Source organism: Actinospica acidithermotolerans, assembly GCF_018139625.1.
Taxonomy (GTDB): Bacteria; Actinomycetota; Actinomycetes; order Streptomycetales; family Catenulisporaceae; genus Actinospica; species Actinospica acidithermotolerans.
Genome location: NZ_JAGSOH010000333.1, coordinates 1 through 484, shown reverse-complemented (window position 1 = coordinate 484; position 484 = coordinate 1). Strand labels below are relative to the sequence as shown.

At 59.1% G+C, this 484-nt stretch carries 1 rRNA gene; it reads right to left on the bottom strand.

The window, feature by feature from the left end:
• Nucleotides 1-414: 414 nt before the first annotated feature.
• Nucleotides 415-484 (bottom strand): 16S ribosomal RNA (locus tag KDK95_RS34950); the annotation flags it as partial.

Genomic DNA, 484 nt, shown 5'->3' with positions numbered 1-484 from the left:
ATCGCGGCCAGACACGTCCTTCATCGGCTCCTGGTACCAAGGCATCCACCGTGCGCCCTTAAACACTTACACACACGAAAGATAAACTCTCGGAACTCTACTCAAACACTACAGAGCAGCAATCAAACTAAAATTTGATGCTCGCATCCACTATCCAGTTCACAAACACCCCACCGAACCCCAGACCACCAACAGGGATCCACCGGACCCAACCCGAACAGGCTGGCGATGTGGCCCCCGGGCCTGAACCCGGAACCGAAGGTCAACCACGCGGGCTGTCCCTTCAGGACCCAATAGCGTGCCAAGAATCGTCGACGTTTCCACCCATGAGCTCCGCCACCACGCGTTCGGTGGTGTAGCGGCTCTGGCCCGGCCGGCCCCACTACAGGGCGGCCCAGGCGAGATGCTCCTTAGAAAGGAGGTGATCCAGCCGCACCTTCCGGTACGGCTACCTTGTTACGACTTCGTCCCAATCGCCAGTCCC